The organism is Microbacterium sp. zg-YB36 (genome assembly GCF_024623575.2).
Lineage (GTDB): Bacteria > Actinomycetota > Actinomycetes > Actinomycetales > Microbacteriaceae > Microbacterium.
Window position 1 is genome coordinate 383746 of the sequence record NZ_JANJFD020000003.1, and the last position, 20280, is coordinate 404025.

At 67.8% G+C, this 20280-nt stretch carries 19 protein-coding genes; 8 read left to right on the forward strand and 11 right to left on the reverse strand.

Translation table 11 applies throughout. The features are described from left to right. Positions 1-18 precede the first annotated feature (18 nt). Positions 19-1536 carry a DUF7059 domain-containing protein gene (locus NQ151_RS11180; protein WP_257528130.1) on the reverse strand — a complete coding sequence of 506 codons (1518 nt, stop codon included), beginning with the start codon at positions 1534-1536 and terminating at the stop codon, positions 19-21. Positions 1537-1653: 117 nt separating this feature from the next. On the opposite strand from NQ151_RS11180, the gene NQ151_RS11185 reads away from it, so the two are divergent. From NQ151_RS11185 to trxA, 4 genes are all read left to right on the forward strand, one after another. Further along, positions 1654-3885 (forward strand): DUF6049 family protein, encoded by a 2232-nt coding sequence (locus NQ151_RS11185; protein WP_257528131.1) that lies wholly within the window; start codon positions 1654-1656, stop codon positions 3883-3885. Between the two features lie 20 nt (positions 3886-3905). Next, positions 3906-5474 carry a murein biosynthesis integral membrane protein MurJ gene (gene murJ, locus NQ151_RS11190; RefSeq protein ID WP_502883241.1) on the forward strand — a complete coding sequence of 523 codons (1569 nt, stop codon included), beginning with the start codon at positions 3906-3908 and terminating at the stop codon, positions 5472-5474. Positions 5475-5585: 111 nt separating this feature from the next. Further along, positions 5586-6578, forward strand: coding sequence for a thioredoxin-disulfide reductase (gene trxB / locus NQ151_RS11195; RefSeq protein ID WP_257528132.1), 993 nt, complete (start codon positions 5586-5588; stop codon positions 6576-6578). 58 nt (positions 6579-6636) lie between these two features. Further along, positions 6637-6960, forward strand: a complete 324-nt coding sequence (gene trxA / locus NQ151_RS11200; RefSeq protein WP_257507243.1) for a thioredoxin — start codon at positions 6637-6639, stop codon at positions 6958-6960. A 63-nt stretch (positions 6961-7023) separates the two neighbouring features. Here trxA and NQ151_RS11205 read toward each other — a convergent pair whose 3' ends face one another. From NQ151_RS11205 to rpmH, 10 genes are all read right to left on the reverse strand, one after another. Continuing rightward, the gene (locus NQ151_RS11205; RefSeq protein ID WP_257507242.1) at positions 7024-7368 is read right to left on the reverse strand and encodes a tryptophan synthase subunit alpha; all 345 of its coding nucleotides are present in this window, start codon (positions 7366-7368) and stop codon (positions 7024-7026) included. 34 nt (positions 7369-7402) lie between these two features. Next, the gene (locus tag NQ151_RS11210; protein WP_257528133.1) at positions 7403-8551 is read right to left on the reverse strand and encodes a ParB/RepB/Spo0J family partition protein; all 1149 of its coding nucleotides are present in this window, start codon (positions 8549-8551) and stop codon (positions 7403-7405) included. Continuing rightward, positions 8551-9492: a ParA family protein gene (locus NQ151_RS11215; protein ID WP_257507240.1), complete on the reverse strand. Its 942-nt coding sequence runs from the start codon at positions 9490-9492 to the stop codon at positions 8551-8553. The genes NQ151_RS11210 and NQ151_RS11215 overlap by 1 nt, the downstream gene beginning before the upstream one ends. 1087 nt (positions 9493-10579) lie before the next feature. Then, the gene (locus NQ151_RS11220; RefSeq protein ID WP_257528134.1) at positions 10580-10867 is read right to left on the reverse strand and encodes a GIY-YIG nuclease family protein; all 288 of its coding nucleotides are present in this window, start codon (positions 10865-10867) and stop codon (positions 10580-10582) included. Between the two features lie 1167 nt (positions 10868-12034). Further along, positions 12035-12658 (reverse strand): 16S rRNA (guanine(527)-N(7))-methyltransferase RsmG, encoded by a 624-nt coding sequence (rsmG, locus tag NQ151_RS11225; protein WP_257528135.1) that lies wholly within the window; start codon positions 12656-12658, stop codon positions 12035-12037. Between the two features lie 16 nt (positions 12659-12674). Beyond that, positions 12675-13166, reverse strand: coding sequence for a Jag family protein (locus NQ151_RS11230; protein ID WP_257507237.1), 492 nt, complete (start codon positions 13164-13166; stop codon positions 12675-12677). Between the two features lie 21 nt (positions 13167-13187). Next, a complete protein-coding gene (yidC, locus tag NQ151_RS11235) occupies positions 13188-14318 on the reverse strand; it encodes a membrane protein insertase YidC (RefSeq protein ID WP_257528201.1) in 1131 nt (376 codons plus the stop codon). A 6-nt stretch (positions 14319-14324) separates the two neighbouring features. After that, entirely contained in the window at positions 14325-14684 is a 360-nt protein-coding gene (gene yidD / locus NQ151_RS11240) for a membrane protein insertion efficiency factor YidD (protein WP_257507236.1), read from the reverse strand. Then, positions 14681-15019, reverse strand: a complete 339-nt coding sequence (rnpA, locus tag NQ151_RS11245) for a ribonuclease P protein component (protein ID WP_257507235.1) — start codon at positions 15017-15019, stop codon at positions 14681-14683. The genes yidD and rnpA overlap by 4 nt, the downstream gene beginning before the upstream one ends. A gap of 8 nt (positions 15020-15027) precedes the next feature. Further along, positions 15028-15165, reverse strand: a complete 138-nt coding sequence (gene rpmH, locus NQ151_RS11250; RefSeq protein WP_026302947.1) for a 50S ribosomal protein L34 — start codon at positions 15163-15165, stop codon at positions 15028-15030. A 307-nt stretch (positions 15166-15472) separates the two neighbouring features. On the opposite strand from rpmH, the gene dnaA reads away from it, so the two are divergent. From dnaA to NQ151_RS11270, 4 genes are all read left to right on the forward strand, one after another. Beyond that, positions 15473-16888, forward strand: coding sequence for a chromosomal replication initiator protein DnaA (gene dnaA / locus NQ151_RS11255; RefSeq protein WP_257507234.1), 1416 nt, complete (start codon positions 15473-15475; stop codon positions 16886-16888). 442 nt (positions 16889-17330) lie between these two features. Continuing rightward, positions 17331-18482 (forward strand): DNA polymerase III subunit beta, encoded by a 1152-nt coding sequence (gene dnaN / locus NQ151_RS11260; protein ID WP_257507233.1) that lies wholly within the window; start codon positions 17331-17333, stop codon positions 18480-18482. 52 nt (positions 18483-18534) lie between these two features. Continuing rightward, positions 18535-19692, forward strand: coding sequence for a DNA replication/repair protein RecF (gene recF, locus NQ151_RS11265; RefSeq protein ID WP_257507232.1), 1158 nt, complete (start codon positions 18535-18537; stop codon positions 19690-19692). Next, complete coding sequence (locus NQ151_RS11270) at positions 19685-20173, forward strand: DciA family protein (RefSeq protein ID WP_257528136.1); 489 nt, start codon at positions 19685-19687, stop codon at positions 20171-20173. Before recF ends, NQ151_RS11270 begins: the two co-directional genes overlap by 8 nt. The last annotated feature ends 107 nt before the right edge of the window (positions 20174-20280 follow it).

Here is a 20280-nt window from a genome sequence, read left to right on the forward strand (position 1 = left end):
GCCACCGGGGCGCCGTGCTCACGCGAACGTCAGGAAGCCGGTGAACAGCAACTCCCGCACCCGCGGGAGCAGGTCGGCGCGCAACGCCGCGGCATCCACCTCGAGCAGCTGCGCGATCGCGTCCATGAGCACGCCGACGCTCAGGTCGCCGTCGCACGCGCCGACCAGTCCCGCCAGCGCCGGGTCGACCTCGAGCGTGCGCCCGAACCCGCCGCCCTGGCGCAGTTCGATCACGCTCGGCGCCTCCGCCCCTGGCAGGTGATGGCGCGCCTCGGTCACGTCTGGCGCGACCTGCAGCACCGAGGCCGCCAGCTGATCGTCGTCCAGCCGGCTGAGCCGGTCATGCGCGTCGAGGGCCGCCTGCAGATGCGGGCCGAGCGCCCCCGGCACCGCCTGCGTCACCCGCTCGTACCGCGCGAGGGTCGGCACGGCGGATGCCGGTCGGTGCAGCAGCACATATCCGAACCCGACCGCCGTCACCCCGCGCGCCGCAAAGTCGTCGAGCCACGCATCGACCAGGCGCGTGAACGCCGGTCCCGGCGTAGTGCCGCCGTCGCGGATCCACAGCTCGGCATAGGCCAGCGGGTCAAGCACCTCGCGCTCGACGACCCATGCGTCCAACGGAATATCGGATGCCGCGACCCACTGCCGCACGCGATCGAGCCCATCGACGCCATCGCGGTACTCCCAGTTGCCGAGCAACTGCGCCACCCCACCGGGAGCCAGGAGCGGCCCGACGCCCGAGATGAACCCGGCGACGAGCGCATCGCCGACGAGCCCGCCGTCGCGGTACTCGTAGGCCGGAACACCCTCGGCGCGGGGCGTGATCACGAAGGGCGGGTTGGACACGATCCGTTCGAACTGCTCGCCCGTGACCGGTTCGAACAGGCTCCCCAGCCGCATCTCGATGCCGTCGACGCCGTTGAGCTGCGCGTTCAGCTGCGTGAAGTGCAGCGCCCGCTCCGACAAATCGGTCGCGACGACGCGGTCGGCATCGCGGCGGGCGCGCAGGGCCTGGATGCCGCACCCGGTGCCGACGTCCAGCACCCGGCCGACACGCCCGGGCAGCTGCAGACCCGCCAGCGTCAGGGACGCGCCGCCCACACCGAGCACATGCCCCTCCGGGAGGGGTCCGCCCAGCGCCGCCTCGTCGAGGTCGCTGGCGATCCACCACTGCACCTCGCCGGCGGCATCGGAGAATTCCTGCGGCCGGATGAGCGCGCGCGGGGCGATCAGTCCGTCTGCCGCGGCAGCTGCCAGGTCCAGTGCGGCGAGCCCCGCCGCCGTCGTGCGCGGCAGAGCCGCCTCGACCGCCGCTGCCTGCTGCTGCCGGCCGAGCACGAACAACCGGGCCAGCACCGCGAGGGCGTCGTCCCGGCCGGCGAGCGCCCGTTCGGCGGGGCCGCGCAGACCGCGCGCGATCGCGGCATCCGCCGCTTCGCCCCACGCCTCGCGCAGGGCGTCGGCGGTGAAACCCGCACCCCGCAGGTCGGCTGCCAGGGCGCGGCACACAGCGGGATCGGGAGGAGTCGGCATGCTCCCATTCAACCGTCATCGGGCGGATCGCCCGGACGTTCGGGATCCTCGGAGGGCGCTCGGCCTAGAATCGGGCTGATCGTGCGGTCATGAATCGCACCCGAGCCGAAGCCCACCATGACCGACATCCCCGCCGCCCCACGCCGTCCGTGGCTGGTCGCGCTGCTGACCGCACTGCTGGTGCTGCTCACGGTGGCGCCCGGCCTGACCGCCGCTGCCGTCCCGACAGCCCCTGCGGCCACGTCGGCCGCAGGCAGCCCCGACCCCGACCCGAGCGGGACGCCCGAACCGGCTCCGGGCGTGGTCGAGCTCATCCTGTCTCCGATCGGCGACGGTGCCCTGCCCGCCGGGTCGGCGCTGACAGTGTCGGCGACGGTGACGAACGGGACCCTGCTGGACATTCCTGCCGCCGAGATCGTTCTCGAAATGGGGACGACAGCCCTCCCCGATCGCGCAGCCCTGTCGGACTGGGTCGCCGGCGATGGCCGCGGCCGCGACCTGGAACCGGCCGGCACCACCCTCGTCGAAGCCGTGGCGGCCGGTGACCGGGACACTGTCGGCATCACCGTCGCCGCCGACAGCCCGCTCCTGGCCGGTCGCGCCCCCGGCGTCTACCCCCTGCGCGCGACCGCCACCAACGCCTCAGGGACCCTGGTCACCACGAGCGTGGTGGTGATCGCCGACGATGCCGTGGCGGAGGTCGGAGTGGGCGTTGCCGTCCCCATCACCGCGCCGGCGCTCGAGGAAGGGCTGCTCTCCGCCGAAGATCTCGTCGCGCTGACCGCCCCGGAGGGCGGACTGACCGCGCAGCTGGAGTCAGTGGCGGGTACCAGCGCGATCCTTGCCATCGACCCCGCTATCCCCGCCGCCATCCGTGCCCTCGGCACGGCGGCACCGGAGGCCGTCACCGCGTGGCTGCAACGACTGGAGCAGCTCCCCAATGAGCGGTTCGCGCTGCAGTTCGGCGACGCCGACGTGGCCGCGCAGCTGAACTCGGGTCTGCCGCAGCCGCTTGCTCCCACGAGCCTGCAGCCCTACTTGGAGGCGGACGACTTCGTTCCGGATGCCGACGCCACCCCGACCCCGACCCCGACGCTCGACCCGCTGACACCCTCCGAGCCCAGCCCGACCCCGACGCCGACGCCGACGCCGGGCGCCCCGGAGTACCCGACTCTGGAAGAGCTGCTGTCCGTCGGCGGGAGTCGCCAAGGCGTGTACTGGCCGTTCACCGGCACCGCCAACGCCCCCGTCGTCGCAACGCTGGGCGGCCTCACCACCGACGACCAGGCCTCGCTCACGCTCATCCCCTCGGCCACCACGACCCAGGGGGCAAACGACGCGACCCTGGCTGCGCACGCCCGCGCCGATGCGGCATCCGTACTGGTGTACGACTCGGCGATCTCAGACGCACTGCGCCGGGCGTCGCAGCTGGAGGAGAGGGCACTGCGCGCGGCGACCCTCACCGAGGCCACCGCGCACCTCGCGTTCGCGGTGCAGGAAAGCGGCGGCCGGCCGCTGCTGGTGACGCTGGACCGTGCCGACGGTCGTTCCCGCCTCGCGATGTCGATGGCACTGTCGACCGTGGATGCCGCGCCCGGCGTCGTCCCCGCGACCCTGCAGAGCCTCGTCTCGGGCGAGCCTGCCGCGGTTTCCATCGCCGATGTGGCCTCCGATGAGGCCCGCACCACCGCCGTCACCGACCTCCTCGCGGATGAGGCGGCGCTCACCGACTTCGCCACGATCCTCGACGACCCGACCGTGCTGACCGCGCCGGAGCGCGCGGGGATGCTGCAGATCCTCGGGAGTGCCTGGATTGCGGATGCCGAGGCGTGGCAGGCCGCCCTCGCCCGGCACCGAGAAGCGACAGTGCAAACGCTGGGTTCGGTGAGCATCCCGCAATTGACCGACATCACGCTCGTGGGTCAGAACGTGCCGCTGCGCATCTGGGTGCGCAACAGCCTGGAGTGGCCGGTCAACGTCGTCCTCATCGCCCAGCCCTCGGCGCCGCGTCTGCTCGTGCAACGGGCCTCGCCCGTGCGAGCGGAGCCCGAAGCCAACACGCGCATCGAGATCCCCGTCGAAGCGCGTGTCGGCAACGGCGAGGTCGATCTTCGCCTCGAACTGCTCTCGCCGAGCTACATCCCGATCGGCACCGCCCAGACCGCGACGGTGCTGGTGCGCGCCGACTGGGAGGTGATCGGCGTCGCCGCCCTCGCGGTGGTCGTCGGGGGTCTGCTCGTGATCGGCTTGTGGCGCACGGTACGCCGGCGCCGCCGCGCCAGGGCGGACCACGCCGCAACACCACAGATAGACCAGGCTGACCGGCCCGGCGAGGACGGACAACGATGAGCATCGGCCGGGCAAGCGTCATGATCGGCGCCGGAACGCTGGTCTCCCGCGTCACCGGCCTGCTGCGCTCCGTCGTGCTGGTGACGGCCGTCGGGACCGCGATGGCCGGCGACGCGTTCGTCGTGGCGAACCAGCTCCCCAATGCGATCTTCCTCATCGTGTCGATGGGCATCCTCACCGGGGTGATCGTGCCGCAGATCGTCGCGGCCGGCCGCAGCGAAGACGGCGGTGAGGCGTTCATCTCCAAGCTCATCACCCTGGGTTCGGTGGTGCTGCTGGGCATCACGGTGATCGCCGTCGCGTGCGCGCCGCTGCTGGTGTCGCTATACGGCGGCGGATTCTCCCCGCAGCAGCACGCTCTCGCGACGGTGTTCGCCTACTGGTGCCTGCCGCAGATCTTCTTCTACGGCCTCTACGCCCTGCTGGGTGAGACGCTCAACGCCCGCCGCGTTTTCGGGCCGTACACCTGGACGCCGGTCATCAACAACGTCGTGTCGATCATCGGCTTCGGCACCTTCATCCTCATCTACGGGACCTACGCCGGCGTCGAGGGGTGGGATGCCGCGATGATCGCACTGATCGCCGGCACCGCAACGCTGGGCATCGTGGTGCAGGCCATCCTGCTGCTGTTCTTCTGGCGCCGCACCGGCCTGCATCTGCGCCCGGACTTCCGCTGGCGAGGTATGGGCCTGGGCGTCATCGGGCGCCTGGCGAGCTGGACGTTCCTCATGGTTCTCGTCGGCCAGCTGAGCGCGATCGTGCAGTCGAACGTGCTGTCGGATGCCTCGGACGCCGGGGCGGCAGCGAACATGGTCACCGGCAACGCAAACCTCATCTTCATGCTGCCGTATTCGATCATCGTGCTGTCCATCGGCATCCCCTACTTCACCCAGATCAGCGAGCATGCCGCTGACGGCCGTATCGACGACATGCGACGCGACATCGACACCAGCATCCGCTCCATCGGAGTGCTGATCGTGGGCGCCACCGCAGCGCTGGCCGCCGCAGCGGTGCCCGTCTCGCGCATCTTCACGAACGACGCGGCCACCGCCGTCGAAGGCGCACTCGTGCTGGGCGGCTATCTCGTCGGCCTTATCCCGATCGCGGTGCTGTTCACGATTCAGCGTTCGTTCTACGCACTCGGCGATACCCGCACGCCGTTCCTGTTCTCGCTCGCGCAGGCAATCATCGTGGCGGTCACCGCCGTGCTGGCCGCCACCCTGCCGGTCGGTCTGACAGCCGCCGGCGTAGCCCTCGGGCAGTCTGTGGCGCTGACGGTGGCGTTGGTGATCGCGGCGGTGCTGCTGCGCCGTCGGCTGGGGCGCATCGGGGCGGGCCACTGGCTGCCGGCGCTGGGACGCTTCATCCTCGCCGCGCTGCCCGCCGGTGGGGCCGGCTGGGCGCTGTTCATGATGTTCGGCGCGCAGGACAGCTGGATGGTGGCGGACAAGCTGCAGGGTGCCCTCGGGACCATGCTCATCGGTGCCGTCGTCGCCGCGGTCTATGTCGGGATCCTCGCGCTGCTCCGCGCCCCCGAACTGCAGGTGGCGCTGGGCCTGGTGCGCCGCGTGCTTCCCGGCAAACGCTGAGCCCGACCTGAGCGGATCCGGTGCGCCCGGGGGCACCCGGAATGCACCGCGGCTAGCATGTGTTGAGGCATGAGCGGGTAATCCTCACCCGCCGTCGAAGGAGCAGCACACGTGCGTCAGGTCATCATCATCGGGTCGGGTCCCGCCGGCTACACCGCCGCCATCTACGCGGCGCGGGCCAACCTCGAACCCCTCGTCGTCGCCAGTTCCGTCGAAGCCGGCGGAGAGTTGATGAACACCACCGATGTGGAGAACTTCCCCGGATTCCCCGAGGGCATCATGGGGCCGGACCTCATGACGAAGATGCAGGAGCAGGCCGAGCGATTCGGCGCCGAAGTGCTCTATGACGACGTTGTGTCGCTCGACCTGGACGGGGACCTCAAGACGGTCACCCTCGGCAGCGGTGCCGTCCACCAGGCCGAGTCGATCGTCTTCGCCACCGGATCGGCGCCCCGCAAGATCGGGATCGAGGGCGAGTCCCGCCTGTCGGGGCGCGGCGTGTCCTACTGCGCCACGTGCGACGGGTTCTTCTTCCGTGAGAAGGTCATCGCCGTCGTCGGCGGTGGCGACTCCGCCATGGAGGAGGCCACGTTCCTCACCAAGTTCGCGTCGAAGGTCTACGTGATCCACCGCCGCGACCAGTTGCGAGCCTCGAAGATCATGCAGGAGCGCGCCTTCAAGAACGACAAGATCGAGTTCGTGTGGAACAGCGACGTCATCGACATCCTCGGTGACGACGCCGTGACCGGTGTCGTGCTGGAGAACACCGTCGACGGCTCCCGCCGCGAACTCCCCCTCGACGGCGTGTTCGTCGCGATCGGCAATGACCCGCGCACCCACCTCGTGCACGACAAGCTCAAGCTCACGCCGGAAGGCACCGTGTGGGTCGACGGCCGGTCTTCGCGCACCTCGGTGCCCGGCGTCTTCGCCGCCGGCGACGTGATCGACCCCACCTACCGCCAGGCGGTCACGGCAGCCGGCAGCGGCACGGTGGCGGCCCTGGACGTCGAGCACTTCCTCGCCGCGCGCGGTGAGGCGTCCCTGCCCGAGACGGACGCGGCGCAGATCGACGGACTCCCCGACGCCGCCACAGTCGGCGCCTGACGGAACAATCCGCCGCACGTCGGCGTTACCTCACAGACAGACTTCCGAAGGAGACATCATGACCGCCAAGGCCACCACCACCGACAACTGGCAGCAGGACGTGCTCGACGCCGACGGCCCCGTGCTCGTCGACTTCTGGGCGGAATGGTGTGGCCCGTGCCGCATGGTCTCGCCGATCCTGGACGAGATCCAGTCGGAGCACCCCGGCAAGATCACGATCCTCAAGCTCAACGTCGATGAGAACCCCGAGCTGGCGATGAAGTACCAGATCACGTCGATCCCCGCGATGAAGGTGTTCCGCAAGGGTGAGGTCGAGAAGACGATCATCGGCGCCAAGCCGAAGTTCGCGCTCGAGCAGGACCTCGCGTCCTACATCGGCTGATTCAGCCGCACGGCGAAGGCCCGGTCAGATTCAATCTGATCGGGCCTTTTCGTTGTCTCAGAGTCAGGATGCCTCGGCGCGCACCGTGGCATCCCACCGGCGATGCGGCTCGGACCCGAGCAGCCGCCACACCGCGCGGGTGAGCTCTGGATAGTCCAGGGCGATCTGGCGCAGCACCCGGTAATTGCGCGCTTCAGTGGGGCGCGTGCCGCCGTCTGCGGCGATGTTCTCGGCGCGCAGGATCAGCACCACGAGCTCATCGACACTGGGCAGGTCCTCCATGAAATCCCAGGGATCCTCGCCCGCGCGCAGCCGTTCGTGTACCAGCACGGACAGCTCGTCCGTCGCCTCGGCGCGCAGCAGCTCGAGGCTCGCCCGGCGAGGGACGTTGTGCTCGTGGGCTGTCATTCTTCAAGCCTACGTGGGGCCGGCGGGGTCGGCGTCAGCGCGCGCCGAACTCGGTCTCGCCGATCTCCTCGAGGATGCGGTTCAGGTCCTGGATCGTGGCGAAATCGATCACGACCTGGCCTTTTCGTGCGCTGATGTTGATCTTGACCTTGGTGTTCAGGCGGTCACCCAGTCGCTCGGCCACCTCGTCCAGGTGAGCGCGACGCGCTCCGGCCTTCGTCGCGCCGCGACGGGTCGAACCGGCATCCACCGACTTCGCGGCAGCTTCCGCGGCCCGCACGGAGAGGTCCTCGTTGACGATCTTGTCTGCCAGGCGCTGCATCGCCTCGGGGTCCTCGAGTGACAGCACCGCCCGTGCGTGACCCGCGCTGAGCACGCCCGCTGCCACCCGCTGCTGCACCGGCATGGGGAGCTTCAGCAGGCGGATCGTGTTGCTGATCTGCGGCCGGGAGCGACCGATGCGCGTGGCCAGCTCCTCCTGCGTGATGCCGAAGTCCTCGAGCAGCTGCTGGTACGCGGATGCCTCTTCGAGCGGGTTGAGCTGCGAGCGGTGCAGGTTCTCCAGCAGCGCGTCGCGCAGCAGGTGCTCGTCCTCGGTGTCGCGCACGATCGCAGGGATCGAGGTGAGGCCGGCCTCACGGGACGCGCGGGTGCGGCGCTCACCCATGATCAGCTCGTACTGGCCGTCTTCGTTGGTGCGCACCACGACCGGCTGCAGCACACCGAACTCGCGCACACTGTGCACGAGCTCAGCGAGGTCGTCCGAGTCGAAGTTCGTGCGCGGCTGGCGCGGGTTGGGAACGATGTCGTTCGGGTCGACGTGGATCAGCCGGGTGCCGGGGATCGGGAGAAGCTCTGGGGCCGGCGCCTCGGGCGCGGAACCGTTGGCGGCGCCCTCCGGGGCGTCGGGGGCGTCGGGGGCGTCGGTGCCCGCCGCGTCGGGGTCCGCGGTATCGGGCGTGGTCACGTCGGTGGACGCGGTGGCGGCGTCGCTGCCGTTACTGCCGGGGGTGCCGTCCGTGGCATCCGCATTCTTCGCGGCATCCGCTTCGAGCAAAGCTGCCTCAGCGACCGCCCTCCTGGAGACGCCGGGGAAGAACACGTCGACCGGCCGGGCCTCCGACGGCTCTGCCGTGGGAATGAGCGCCCCGATGCCTCGACCGAGACCAGTTCGTTTCGCCATCAGGATGTTCCTTCGCTGTTGTGTGTGTCGTCCCGCTGGATGATCTCTACGGCCGCTTCCCGGTAGGCCACAGCGCCGGCGGACTGCCCATCGTAGGCGATGACGGTCTGCCCGAAACTCGGCGCCTCAGACACGCGCACGGACCGCGGAATCACCGTCCGCAGCACCTGCTCCGCGAAGTGCGACCGAACTTCCTCGGCAACCTGCTGCGCCAATCGGGTACGCCCGTCATACATCGTGAGGAGGATCGTGGAGACGTGCAGCCCGGGGTTGAGGTGCTTCTGGATCATCCGCACACTGCCGAGCAGCTGGCTCAGGCCCTCGAGCGCGTAATACTCGCACTGGATCGGGATCATGACTTCAGCGGCCGCGGTGAAGGCGTTGATCGTGAGCAGTCCGAGGGAAGGAGGGCAGTCGATGATCACGAAGTCGAGACGCTCTTCGAGGCCGTTGAGGTATTCCTCGAGGGCGGTCTTCAGGCGATGCTCCCGGGCCACCTGCGACACGAGTTCGATCTCGGCGCCGGCGAGGTGGATGGTGCTGGGCGCGCAGAACAGGTTCGGCGACTCCGGGCTGGTCTGCACGATGTCTGCGAGCGGGAAGTCGTCGATCAGTACGTCGTAGATGCTCGGGACGTCCGCGGTGTGCGGCACTCCCAGCGCGGTCGACGCGTTCCCCTGCGGGTCCAGATCGATGACCAGCACCCGTGCGCCGACCGATGCCAGCGCTGCCGCGACGTTGACAGCAGTGGTCGTCTTGCCGACGCCACCCTTCTGGTTGGACACCGTCACGATGCGGGTCTTGCCACTCAGGGTGACCTGCGTGTTCTCCAGCGCCCGGCGGCGGGCGCTCAGGTCCATCAGTTCTCGTGCCAGCGGTGAATCGTCGACGGAGAAGGATGCCGTTCCGGCTGCATCCCCGGGTTGTTTCACGTGAAACATCCTTCCGTATTCACTCGACGAGCCACGTGTTCAACCCTACGCGACCCCACCCCCACAGCCCGCCGAACACCCCGCCCAGTCCCCCATACCGCCGGTTGAGTAGGCGTCTCCGGCACCCCCGCTGGTTGAGTAGGCACCTAAGGCGCACCCCCGCCCCCCCCGCTGGTTGAGTAGGCACCGAAGGCGCCGTATCGAAACCCGCCCGCCCGTTTCACGTGAAACACCGAGATGTCGCGTGCACGCGCAGCGACGCCGGCCGGTCTCGATACGCCCGCTGCGCGGGCTACTCGACCACCGGCAAGAGTCCGTCCCCTCTCCCCCGCCGTTGGTTGAGTAGGCGCATCCGGCGCACCCGGTGGTTGAGTAGGCGCCGAAGGCGCCGTATCGAAACCCCACCGCCGTTTCACGTGAAACACCGGGCCCCAAGCGCGGACAGTCCGCGGGTCTCGATACGTCCGCTGGGCGGGCTACTCGACCACCGGCACAAGCATTGTCCCCTCTCCCGCCGTTGGTTGAGTAGGCGCCGAAGGCGCCGTATCGAAGCCCCACCGCCGTTTCACGTGAAACACCGGTGGCCTCCAAGCGCGGACAGTCCGCGGGTCTCGATACGCCCGCTGCGCGGGCTACTCGACCACCGGCAAGTGTCCGTCCCCTCTCCCCCGCCGCTGGTTGAGTAGGCGCCGAAGGCGCCGTATCGAAACCCCACCGCGGTTTCACGTGAAACACAGCTACAGGGCCCGTGTCAGCAGTGGAGTGTGGGTCTCGATACGCCCGCTGGGCGGGCTACTCGACCACCGGCACGGGTCCGTCCCCTCACCCCCGCCGATGGTTGAGTAGGCGCCGTAGGCGCCGTATTGAAACCCCACCGCCGTTTCACGTGAAACACCGTGGACCGCAAGCGCGGACAGTCCGCAGGTCTCGATACGCCCGCTGCGCGGGCTACTCGACCACCGGCACGGGTGCGTCCCCTCACCCCGGCCATTGGTTGAGTAGGCGCTGTAGGCGCCGTATCGAAACCCCGCCCGCATAGATACCGCACACCGTTTCACGTGAAACATGCACTCTGTGAGCAGGCGCCCACAGTCGATCAACCGCGGCGCCACACTTTTCGGCTCAACGCGGGCAGATACTCGTTGGCTCCCGTGATCAATGCGACTCTCTTGGCGCGGCCCCAGCCCTGCAGCTGCTTTTCTCTTGCGAATGCGTCAGCGATCCGCTCATACTCCTCGTAGTAGACCAGCACGACCGGCAATCGCGGTCTCGTGTAGTTCGAGCCCTCACCGTGGTTGTGCTCCTCGACACGCTGAAGCAAATGCCGGGTGCTTCCGACGTAGAAGGAGCCATCGGCGCACTCCAATATGTATGTGTACCCCATGCGGACACCCTGGCCGATGGATTGGGCAGGGCGGCCAAGCGGAACCCCGAACGGGGGACAGAATGGCGGTCTACACCGCTGTGCAGGACTCGATCACGCAGGTAGCACGGCGCCATGTTTCACGTGAATCCTTGCCTGGGCGCGGTCACGACATATCGCGTCCAACGCCATCAGGTAAACGCACGCGCAGCCGTCCCAAGTCCAGATCGCACGCACCGCGCGCGGTCAGTCGTTCGCCTCAGCAGCCGGCAAGTTTCACGTGAAACATCACGGCCCAGTCACCTCGAAGTCTTGGCGACGACCCGCTCCCGCAGTGCACAGGGTCGAGTATCGGTCGCTTAGGTAGGTGATCGGGCGTGAAATTTGCTCTTCGGGAGAGAATAGAGCGCGATCTGACGGTACTGCCGCCGGCCAAGTGGCTCAGCGCGCTGCTCTCAACGGCGCTGAGAGAACCGAAAGTAGCCAAATCTGAGCGGCCCAAACACCTACCGCCACCCCAGCCGGCGCGGCAATCGCGACAACCCTGGATTCCAGCCGCGAAGTCCAGAGGGCGTGCGTGCGCGGAAAGTTCCGTCTAGGCGCGTTTCACGTGAAACGCGCCGGGCTCGATACCGCGCTTCGCGCCGCAGATGTGAGGGCCGCTCGCGCGTGCGGGTTTCGAACGCCCGCGGGCTACTCGACCAACGGGTTCGCGGGGCTTCACGTGAAACGGTCTGTTGCGAGACGCGCCGCGCCGCCCATGTGCGCAAGTGAGGCACGCGGGTCTCGATACGCCCGCTTTACGGGCAACTCGACCAGCGGGGGGCTCGATACCCGGGACAGTCGGGGCCACGGGGTATGTTTCACGTGGAACGGGTGGTACGCCAAGACGCGAGGGCCGCTCGCAGCTCGCGGGTGTCGATTCGCCCGCCTCGCGGGCTACTCGACCAGCGGAGGCTGCGCGTTCCACCTCGATGGTGTTTCACGTGAAACAGGGGGCCTCGATACGCCCGCTTTGCGGGCTACTCGACCAGCGGCGGTGCGGTAGCCGGGATAGTCGGGGCCACGGACCACGTTTCACGTGAAACGGGGCGGTACGCCACGATCTGAGGGCCGCCCGCGGCATGGGGGTCTCGATACGCCCACTTCGCGGGCTACTCGACCACCGGGGCAACGGGGGCGGTGGGGTCAGCGGACGGTGGCTCGAATGACCCGCGTGGGCTCTTCGATGATCCCTTCGCCGATCGGCTCCACACGCACGTCGGACAGGCGGTACTTGCGAATCACCTTTTCTGCGGCGGCGATCTCGTTCGCGGCGTTGGCGCCCTTCAGCAAAATCAACTCACCGCCGTCGCGCACCAGGGGAGCGGTCAACGGCACCAGGGTGCGCAGCGCACTGACGGCCCGAGCCGTCACGGCATCCAGCACCGGACCGCGGTTCCAGTCCTCCGCGCGTCCTCGCAGCACCTCGACGTTGTCCAGGCCAAGGTCGCGCACCTGCTCGTTCAGCCACACGACACGACGTTCCATCGGCTCGATGAGCACCCACTCGACATCGGGGCGCGCAATGGCCAGCACCAACCCAGGCAGACCCGCACCGGAGCCGACGTCGCCGACGCGACCCGAAAACAGTGGCGCAGCAACCGCGCTGTTCAGGATGTGTCGGCTCCACAGGCGGGGCAATTCGAGCGGGCCGATCAGCCCGCGCTCCTCACCGTGCTGGGCAAGAGCTGCAGTGAACGCGCGTGCCGGCTCGATCCGATCGCCGAAGATCTGGGCTGCGACGGCGGGTTCTGCTTCGAGAGTGCTCACTGTTTCACGTGAAACGTCACGGGCGGCTGATGACCGTGTGGCGGTCAGCGCCCTCGCCGTACGACTCCGAGACGAAGCCACGCGCCGAGACCACGTCGTGTACGAGCTTGCGCTCGTAGCTCGACATCGCCGGCAGGGATGCCTGGGAGGCACCCTCGTCCAGTCGGGAAATAGCCCGGTCAACGAGCAATTCCAGCTCCCGCTGACGGATGTCCCGCGACCCGCCGATGTCCAGGATCAGCCGCGAGAATCGACCGGTGCGGTTCTGCACGGCCAGGCGCGTCAGCTCCTGCAGCGCCTGAACGGTGTCCGGGTGGCTCAGGCGTGACAACGATCCGGAGTCATCGGCCTCGACCGACACGTAGGCGCGACCGCCGCGCACATCCAGGCCGAGGTCACCGTCGACGTCGGCGATGTCCAGCAGCACCTCGAGGTAGTCGGCGGCGATGTCGCCTTCCTGCTCGAGCTGCTCGACCGTGACTTCGGGAGTTTCAGGAGTGAGAGTCATGTCAGTTCCCTTCGCGGTCGATCAGGACGTCGGCTTAGGCGGGTTCAGGCCCGGCCGGTTACCGGAGTCCCCGCTCTTGGGTGGCTGCTTCTTCTTGGCGCGCTGCTTGCCCATCGGCTGCTGGCGCTTCGGGGCGGCCTCGCGGGCGCGCTCTGCCTCCTCGAGCAGACGCTGCTGCTCGGCGAGGTACTTCTCCATGGGGATCACGCGACCCTTGGCATCCAGCGCCTTGCCCTTGCGCGCCAGGCGCTCTTCGCGCTCCTTGGCCGCTTCAGACCCGGGGGTCGGCAGGTTGCGGATGACGATGAACTGCTGACCCATCGTCCACAGGTTCGACACGAACCAGTAGATGACGACACCCAGGGGGAAGAAGACACCCGAGAAGATGAATGCCAGCGGCAGCACGTACAGCATGACCTTCTGCATCGTGTATGCCTGGCCGGTCTTGGCCTCGGGCGACAGGTTCTTCGAGATGATCTGCAGCTGCGTGATGAACTGCGAGGCGATCATGAGGACCACGAGGACGATCAAGATCGCGACCGTCGCCGTCTGCCCTGTATTGATCGCCTCGATCATGTTCACGTGGAGCGGAGCGACGTCGAACAGCTTCGCTTCGTAGAACTCTTTCGTGAGCTCGGCATTGAGCAGGCCGACACCGCCCACACCCCACTCGGCGTGGCGCTTCACGTCGCTGAGCGTGTAGAACATGCCCAGCAGAATCGGCATCTGCACCAGGAGCGGCAGACAGCTGGAGACCGGCGTCGTGCCGTGCTTCTTGTAGAGCGCCATCGTCTCGCGACTCATGGCCTCGCGAGAGAGCTGATCCTTCTTATTGCGGTACTTCTCCTGAACTTTTCGCAGTTCAGGAGCGATTTCCATCATCTTGCGCTGGCTCTTGATCTGCCGCACGAAGAGCGGGATCAGCGCCGAGCGCACCACGATGACCAGGCCGATGATCGCGAGCACCCAGGTGAGGCCGGCGGCGGTCGGGAGACCGAGGGATGTGAAGACCCAGTGCCAGAAGACGAGGATCATCTCGACGAGCCACTTGAACGGCCACATCAGGGTCGCGAACAGGTCGAACCCTGTACCCGGCGGCGGAGTCGTGGGCGACGGAACCACCGGCACCGGTGTCGCAGCGAAGAGATCCAGCACGGATCAGTCCTTTCGGGAGGAGGGCACGACGAATCCGTGCCGAGTCAGCTCGTGGCGAAAGTGAGGGTGCGACGGAACGTCGTCAATCCCACCTGCGGCCCAAGGGTGACAGCGGCCCAGGCGCGCCGCCGCCAAGATGATCCCCTTGGCCAGGCCATGCTGCTGCACGGCGCCGACGGCATAAGCCGAACACGAGGGGTAGTACTTGCACACGTCGCCGTAGACGTGGGAGATCGTGGCGCGGTACCCGTGCAACAACGCCAGGCCCGCATTGCGGGGGAGAAGCGGGATGCTGCGCCACGGCGCCGTGGTATCCAGGGTTCCTTCACCAACAGATGCCGTGGGAAGCGTCGCGCTACTCATGTCACAACCCGCTTGGCAAGACAGCGACGAACCTCGCTGCGTAGCTCCGCATAGGGAGCGTTCGCTGCACTGGGCAGGGCGCGGATCACCACGTCGCCGGCGGGTGCGGCGTCGACAAGCACCTCTGCGCAGACGGCTTTGAGCCGCCGGCGCACAGTGTTGCGCACGACGGCACCGCCGACCTGCTTGCTCACGATGAAACCGAACCGCGGTGAAGCATCACCGGCAACGGGCGCGACGTAGGTGACGGTGTGGGTTCCCCCACAACGCCGACCACCGCGGACCACCGCACGGTATTCGATGCCGCGTGTGAGGCGGTTCGGCCTCGAGAGCACCGCTCGGGTCAGGCCGAGAGCTCGGTGCGCCCCTTGGCGCGACGAGCCGAGAGGATGGCGCGGCCGGCGCGGGTGTGCATGCGGGCACGGAACCCGTGCTTCTTGGCGCGGCGACGGTTGTTGGGCTGGAAAGTGCGCTTGCTCATGAGGATCACTCCGGATCGGCGGTCACCGGAAAGCTGAGACCGGGGACGCGGGTACAGGGGACTGCCCGAGTGGGCATAAGTCAACCGATTAAGGATACGTCGCGCCGCCTCTGAACTCAAACCGAGCGGTGGAGCGCACACTTTATCCACCGACGGGGGGCGATCCTCGCAATGACACGCGACCGCGCCCTACAGTGGATTTGGTGGAGGGAAGCCTCCCTGATTAGCGTTGCCCACGCACGTTATCCACAGGCCCGCCCCCTCCGAGTGCGGCGGATGCCACGGCGCATCGATCCCCGGAGGCGCAATGTCACAGCACGACCTTCCAGACGTACCGGTCTGGAGAGCTGTGCTCGACGAGCTCTCCGGCGACGAGCGGGTCACCCCGCAGTTGCAGGGCTTTCTCAGTCTCGCCGTCGCGCAGGGCGTGATGAGCGGCACACTGTATCTCGACGTACCCAACGAGCTGACCGCGGCGCAGCTGAACAAGCGGCTGCGCGCTCCCATCATGGAAGCCCTCGCCCGCGTCGACGCCGAACCTGCAGCTTCCGCGTTCCGCGTCGTGGTCAACCCCGAGCTGACCGACGCGCATCTGACCGCACCGATCCCGCTGCAGCCGGCGCCGGCTCCCATCGTGGTGCGCAGCCCCATCGCCGAGGCACCCGAGCCGGTCGCGCCGCCCTCCCGCAGTGACACCCGGCTCAACCCGAAGTACACCTTCGACAACTTCGTCATCGGCCAGTCCAACCGTTTCGCGCACGCCGCCGCCGTGGCCGTGGCCGAAGCACCCGCGAAGGCGTACAACCCGCTGTTCATCTACGGCGACTCGGGTCTGGGCAAGACCCACCTGCTGCACGCGATCGGCGAGTACGGGCTGAGTCTGTACCCCGGCATCCGGGTGCGATACGTCTCGAGCGAAGAGTTCACCAACGACTTCATCAACTCGATCGCCAACAACCGCGGTGCCGCCTTCCAGGCACGCTACCGCGAAGTCGACATCCTGCTGATCGACGACATCCAGTTCCTGCAGGGGCGCGCCGAGACGCAGGAAGCCTTCTTCCACACGTTCAACCAGCTGCACGACCACGACAAGCAGGTCGTGATCACCAGCGACCTGCCGCCGCGGCTGCTCACCGGGTTCGAAGACCGTATGCGCAGTCGGTTCGAGTGGGGTCTGATCACCGACGTTCAGGCACCCGACCTCGAGACCCGCATCGCGATCCTCCGTAAGAAGGCGCAGTCCGAGCGACTTCTGGTGCCCGACGAGGTTCTCGAGTACATCGCCACGAAGGTCTCGTCGAACATCCGCGAGCTCGAAGGGGCGCTGATCCGCGTCTCGGCGTTCGCGAGCCTCAACCGCTCGTCGCTGGACATCTCCCTCGCACAGACCGTGCTGCGCGACATCATCGATCACGACGATGCCAACGTGGTCTCACCGACCGACATCATCACCGCCACGGCGCAGTACTTCCGGCTGTCGGTGGACGATCTCTACGGCTCAAGCAGGTCCCAGGCCGTCGCCACGGCCCGTCAGATCGCGATGTACCTGTGCCGTGAGCGCACGAGCCTGTCTCTGCCGAAGATCGGTCAGCTGTTCGGCAACCGCGACCACACGACCGTGATGTACGCCTACAAGAAGATCAGCGAACTCATGAAAGAGCGCCGCTCCATCTACAACCAGGTGTCCGAGATCACCACGCAGCTGGGCCGCAACGGCCGCTGACCGCCGTCCGCAGGCCTATGCCGCGGTCCGCATGCCCGTCGAGCGACGTATTCGTGTCTCTCGCGCTTGACAGGCGCGCCTCGGCGCGCCATCATCCCAGTTCTGCACAGTGTGGAAAACCTGTGGATAAATGTGAGACGCGCCGACGTGATTGTGCACAGATCGGGCCAGCCTGTGGAGGACGGCACCGCAACGGCACCTCGCCGATACCCGCGGAAAGACGCCAATCCGCACGCCGCTAACAAATGACACGGTTGTCGTTACGGTGTCTCGACTGGCATCGCGGAAGTTATCCACAGTTTCCACAGGCGTTAACAAGATGACAGAACCATCTCTATGAATTTCCAGTCCATCACCGTGACCGGAACCGGAATCACATCTTCCGGGCCAGTGCCTCCTGGGCAGTAGCATGGGAGCCCAACCCGCCGTCAAGGGAGCACCAGTGAAGTTCCACGTCAATCGCGATGTGTTCAGCGAGGCCGTGTCGTTCGTCGTGAAGCTTCTGCCGCAGCGAAACCCGCAGCCGATCCTGGCCGGCGTGCTCATCGAAGCCACCGAAGCGGGTCTGTCGCTGTCGGCCTTCGACTACGAAGCGTCCGCCCGCACCACGATCGAGGCCACGGTCGATGACCCGGGCACGATCCTGGTGCACGGCCGCCTCCTCGCCGACATCGCCAGCAAGCTCCCCAACGCCCCGATCCAGATGAGCATCGAGGACGACGGCGGCATCCTGCTGACCTGTGGTTCCGCCCGCTTCACGCTGTCGTCGATGCCGGTGCAGGAATACCCCGCGATCCCGGAGGTCTCCGGCGAATCGGGCCTGGTCCCCGCCGATGACTTCGGCACCGCGATCGCACAGGTCGCCTTCGCCGCGTCCCGCGACGACGTGACCCCCGTGCTCACCGGCGTGCAGCTCGAGGTCTCCGGCACGCAGCTGAGCCTTGTCGCCACCGACCGTTACCGCGTGGCGCTGCGGGAACTGCCCTGGGACGGCGGAGCCGCGGCCACCGAGGAGTCGACGACCGCCCTCGTCCCGGCACGCACGCTCACCGAGGTCGGCAAGACCTTCGCGCACTCCGGTGACATCTCGATCGCCTTCTCCGGCTCCGGCGACCGTGAGATCATCGCGTTCACGGCCGGCAACAAGACGGTCACGTCTTTGCTGATCAAGGGCAACTTCCCGCCGGTGCGGCGGCTGTTCCCCGAGCAGACCGAGCACCACGCGGTGGTCAACACCGCCGAGCTCATCGAAGCCGTGCGCCGCGTGTCGCTCGTGCTCGACCGATCTGCGCCCCTGCGGTTCACCTTCACGGTCGACAGCGTTTCGATGGATGCCTCGGGCACAGAGCAGGCACGTGCGACGGAGTCGGTGGATGCCACGCTCGTCGGCGAGGATGTCACTCTCGGCCTGAACCCGCAGTACCTCATCGAGGCGCTCGGCGCGGTGCGCAGCGAGTTCACGCGCATCACGTTCACCTCGAGCGAGAACGCCAACAAGCTCAGTCCCGTGCTGATCACGGCGCAGACCTCCGTCGATCGCGCCGGTGAGGGTTCGTTCAAGTACCTGCTGCAGCCGAACCTTCTGCTGCGCTGACCACCGCAGCCGGCCCGGGCGACCTGTCGGAACGGCGAACTAGGGTGATTCGGTGATCGTCGAGCAGCTCAGCCTCGTGGACTTCCGCAATTACGCGGTCGCCGACGTCGCGCTGTTCCCCGGCGCGAACGTGTTCGTCGGCCGCAATGGCCAGGGTAAGACCAACCTGGTCGAAGCCATCGCCTTCTTCGCCACGCTGGGCTCGCACCGGGTGTCCAACGACGCCCCGATGGTGCGTCACGGTGCGGACGCCGCGATCGTTCGGGCTCGGCTGGCTCACGGTGAACGGCGTGTGCAGCTGGAAGTCCAGGTCAACAAGCAGGGATCCAACAAGGCGCGCGTCAACGGGGCGCCGGTGAAGCCATCCGAACTGCCGCGCTACGCGCAGGTCGTGTTGTTCGCTCCGGAAGACCTGCAGATCGTCCGGGGAGACCCCTCCGCTCGCCGTAGGTTCGCCGATCAACTGCTCATCCAGCGCACTCCGCGCATGGCCGGAGTGCTTGCCGACTACGACCGAGTACTCAAGCAGCGCACCGCCCTGCTGAAATCGGCGAAGGCGCGCGGCATCCGCGGCGACGCGCTCACGACCCTCGAGGTGTGGGACGACAAACTCGTCACCCTCGGCACGCAGGTGATTCGCGCTCGTCTGGCCCTCGCATCCGAGCTCACCGGTCCGCTCGTCGCCGCGTATGCGGCGATTGCCGGCGCTGACCACAGCCCGGAAATGGTCTGGGCGCTGTCGGTGGACGGTACCGATCCCGAGGAGGATGCCGCGTCGGCGGCGTCCGCGGCCGATGCCTCCGCCGTCGAGGCGCTGTTCCGCACGGCACTGGCCTCCCGCCGCACCGCCGAGTTCGACCGTGGCCTGACGCTGACCGGCCCGCATCGTGACGACCTGCTGTTGCGGGTGCGCGGCCTGCCGGTGAAGGGCTATGCGTCGCACGGCGAGTCGTGGTCGGTCGCGCTCGCGCTGCGGCTGGCATCGGCAGAGCTGCTGCGCGCCGAGTCGAGGCTGGGAGATCCGGTACTCATCCTCGACGATGTGTTCGCCGAACTCGACGCCGACCGTCGCAGCCGCCTGGCAGGACTGGTCGCCGACTACGAGCAGGTCGTGGTCACCGCCGCCGTCGACGATGATGTGCCGGTCGCGCTGCGTGCGCGCACCGTGCGGGTGGATGCCGGTCGCATCCTGGAGGCAGAAAATGACTGATCCGGCGAGCATTCCCGAGACGATCGCGACCTACATGAGGTTGCGGGGCCTGGAACCGACGACCCGCGGCTCACGCCGCAAACGCCGCCGCGTCACCGACGACGAGAACGCACCGTTCACCTCTGGTCGCGATCCGCACGGCCTGGGCGACGTGGTCGCCGCGCTCACCCGGGCCTCCGGGTGGGACTCGCAGCTGGCCCGCGAAGACCTCGTCCTGCAGTGGGATGAGGTCGCCGGCGCCGAGACGGCGCAGCACGCGGCGCCGGTCGCTCTGGGCGACGGCATCCTCACCGTGCAGTGCGACTCCACCGCATGGGCTCGCCAGCTCACCCTGATGCGCGCGACGATCGTCTCGGAGATCGCGCGCCGCTTCCCTGAGGCGGGCGTGTCGAGCATCCGGTTCATCGGGCCGGACGTTCCCTCCTGGAAATGGGGCCGCAGAGCGATTCCAGGGCGGGGTCCTCGCGATACCTACGGCTAACCCACGATCTGGGGCATTCCACGCGATTTCAGGGCGCTACAGGGCCGTTTATGCCCCGTTCGGTGAGTGAAACCCAGTAGACTGGACGCTCACGCACGATCGATGTG